Origin of the sequence: Pseudoruminococcus sp. (assembly GCF_047012705.1) — a bacterium.
Classification (GTDB): domain Bacteria; phylum Bacillota; class Clostridia; order Oscillospirales; family Acutalibacteraceae; genus Pseudoruminococcus.
In genome coordinates this window covers 1-3,193 of record NZ_JBKXNW010000046.1, presented here as the reverse complement: position 1 = coordinate 3,193, position 3,193 = coordinate 1, and the positions used below count along the sequence as shown (strand labels likewise).

General features: G+C 41.1%; 2 protein-coding genes and 1 pseudogene. 1 reads left to right on the top strand and 2 read right to left on the bottom strand.

What is annotated here, in order from left to right; translation table 11 throughout:
* Positions 1 to 148 precede the first annotated feature (148 nt).
* Positions 149 to 1,284 (top strand): IS3 family transposase gene (locus ACLU24_RS14495; RefSeq protein WP_412612644.1). Its coding sequence is split into 2 segments (ribosomal slippage): positions 149 to 398 and positions 398 to 1,284, totalling 1,137 coding nucleotides; the frame shifts between segments, so codons are not numbered across the junction.
* A gap of 29 nt (positions 1,285 to 1,313) precedes the next feature.
* Here ACLU24_RS14495 and ACLU24_RS14490 read toward each other — a convergent pair.
* Positions 1,314 to 2,507: pseudogene (locus ACLU24_RS14490) on the bottom strand (recombinase family protein); the annotation flags it as partial.
* Positions 2,489 to 3,193: recombinase zinc ribbon domain-containing protein (locus ACLU24_RS14485; protein WP_412611205.1), on the bottom strand; the 705-nt coding region annotated here is incomplete at its 5' end. The pseudogene ACLU24_RS14490 and the gene ACLU24_RS14485, both read right to left, overlap by 19 nt.

The following is a 3,193-nucleotide window of genomic DNA, read 5'->3' as shown; positions in this document are numbered from 1 at the left end:
TGATCTCCAGTTCATCTCTCAGTTTATCCCTTTCTGTCGCTAACGCTGATGTGTCTGAGATGGTTTTCATAATCATTTCAAGATGGATATATAATAAAAAAGTGGACAAGTATGATAAAATAGAAGACAGAAAAAGGAGGAATAAAAAATGTCTTCAAAAAATCCGAAATACACCCAGGAATATAAGCAAACAATAGTCAATCTGTACCATTCGGGAAAAACATATTCTGAAATACACAAGGAATATGGAATTTCTCACAGTGCTTTATCCAATTGGATAAAGCAGTACTCAGAAGTAAAAATTGATGATGAAACAGTTTTTACAGCCAAACAAATAAAGGAGCTTCAAAAACGCAATGCCCAACTTGAGGAGGAAAATCTAATACTAAAAAAAGCCATTGCGATATTCACGCCAAACTCAGGCAAAGACTGAATGCCGTAAAGCTGCTGTCATCGGAACACGCTGTTACAACGCTTTGCCGCGTTCTTTGTGTCAACCGAAGCACATATTACAAATTTCTTCATCACAAGCCCTCCGAAAGAGAGCTTGAAAACCGTAGGATTCGAAGTTGTATTGCCGAGCTTTATGCAAGGTCAAAAAAACGCTTCGGAGCTTACAAGATAAAAAATTGCCTTGCCGGTGAATATCGCATAAATATAAGTACGCAAAGGGTTTATCGCCTTATGAAAGGTATGAATCTGCCAAAAATGAGTACAATCAAGCCGTCCTATCCAAAACACAAAACAGCTTCGAATGAGCATTGCCCAAACATATTGAAACAGCGTTTTAATCCGTCCCAACCTAATAAAGTATGGGTATGTGATTTTACATATCTTCGTGCCGCGGGAAGATTTTATTACCTTTGTGTAATACTTGATCTGTTTTCAAGAAAGGCTATCGCATATAAGTTATCTCCACATCTCAACACAAAGCTTGCAATTGAAACACTTGATTCAGCTGTCGCCAACCGTAATATTTCAGGCAGCCTACTCTTTCACAGTGACAGAGGTTGTCAGTTTACAGCAGAAGCTTTCAGGAAACATTTGGACGAGCTAAATATTGTTCAGTCATTTTCCGCAAAAGGGCATCCTTATGATAATGCTGTAATGGAGTGCTTTTTCAAATACTTGAAAAAAGAAGAAACCAACCGCAGAACTTACTCTTCCTTTGATGAACTCAAACTGAGCATTTTTCAGTATATCCACGGTTTCTACAATTCTTTCAGACCTCATTCTCACAATAACGGCCTCTCTCCTGATCAGGCAGAAATAAATTTTTTGTAAAATTTGCTCTTTTACTTGTCTACTTTATTGACTATGGTCCAAAGATTGCTTATGATTTCCTTTTTCTCTGTTATCAGCTGATTGACAGCTTTTATAAATACTGCTTTTATCTCATCCTCCGTAATATGTGGTGTATCGCATTTTTCTGAATCATATTTTCTGTTGCAGCGGTATATGACCCGGCGGTATTTATCAGTGGAGTGCCATACCTTTGAGCCGAACCACGCTCCGCAGCAGCCGCATTTTATTTTGTTGGAAAATATGCTTACTCCGCTGTATCGAGAATTCTTTGAGCGTTTTCTTCTTTCCAGTTCTGCCTGTACCATATCGAATACCTCCGGGCTGATGATCGCCTCGTGGTTTCCCTCAACATAATACTGCGGAACCTCGCCTTCATTTTTCTTCATTTTTTTCTGCAAAAAGTCAACGGTAAACTCCTTCTGGAGCAATGCATCACCCTTGTATTTTTCATTTGACAGCATTCTGCGGATAGTACCTGAATTCCATTTATCTTTTCCGGCAGGAGATTTTATCCCTCTGCGTGTCAGTTCAGCGGATATGGAGTGTGGCGTCATTCCTTCAAGAAATAATCGAAAAATCAGCCTGGCTGTTTCAGCCTGTTCTTTATTGACAACAATTTGACCGTCTGCACCTCTATCAAAGCCGAGAACATGAGAATAGGCAAAGCTGACCTTACCATCTGCAAACCGCTTTCTCTGACCCCATGTTACATTTTCGGAAATGGAACGGCTTTCTTCCTGTGCTAAACTCGACATTATGGTTATAAGCAATTCGCCCTTGGAATCAAGCGTCCAGATATTCTCTTTTTCAAAGTATATCTCTATACCCATCTCTTTCAGTTCACGGACGGTTGTCAGACTGTCCACAGTATTCCTTGCAAAACGGCTGACGGATTTTGTTACGATAAGGTCAATTTTTCCCGCCTTTGCATCGGCTATCATGGACTTAAAGCCCTCTCGTCTTTTGGTGTTCGTTGCGCTGATGCCTTCGTCTGTATATATCCCGGCAAACTCCCAATCAGGGCGGCTTTTTATATAGTTCGTGTAATAATCGACCTGTGCTTCATAGCTGGTAAGCTGCTCTTCATGGTCTGTGCTGACACGGGCATAGCCTGCCACTCTGCGTTTCTTTTTGCTGTTAACAGGTACTGCCGTAAAACGGTTCAGGGTTGCAGGAATGGTGGTTACTTTCCTTTTTTCCAATGTTCTCCACGCTCCTTCCGCATTTGTATCATCAGTTCGCTCATTTGCTGCCTCTTTTCGGGAGTCCACTTTGCTTTCATGACCTCGCTCATATGTGCTTTGGATTCTTCACTCCTCGGCGGAGAAAAACGAAGGGGAGGGATGTATTCAGCAGATTTTATCGTGCCGTCCGCAAAATAAATATCAAGTGTCCCCTTGTCTTTTACATAAATAACCTTGACCGTTTCTTTGAACAGATCAGCATCATATACTTCTGATTCCATTACCGCTGCTAATAATCCTTTCAAAACATCTTCACGCAGACCGATCGTCTGACAGGCTGTGTGTTCCGAACATCTCCAATAATACGCTTTGCCTAATTCAGCGGAGGGCTGTGTTGCTCTCCTGAAATTGCACCCACAAACGGAGCATTTTATTTTTGCTGTAAGCTCCGTTGCATTTTTACATCTTGGGTGTGATCGTCTTTCCTCCGATGCCTTTGCACGGTATTTTTCCGTCCAGCAATCCTTATGGGAAGTGTTTACCCAATGCCTTGTATTGATTGTGCCGTCTTTGAAATAAAATACCAGAGTGCCGTGTTCTGGAACGGTTATCTTATCGATTTGTTCAGTAAAAACATCCTCGTCAAATTCTTCTGTACCGAGCACCTCACAACACAATCTCTTTAATATATGGTCGGGAATTTC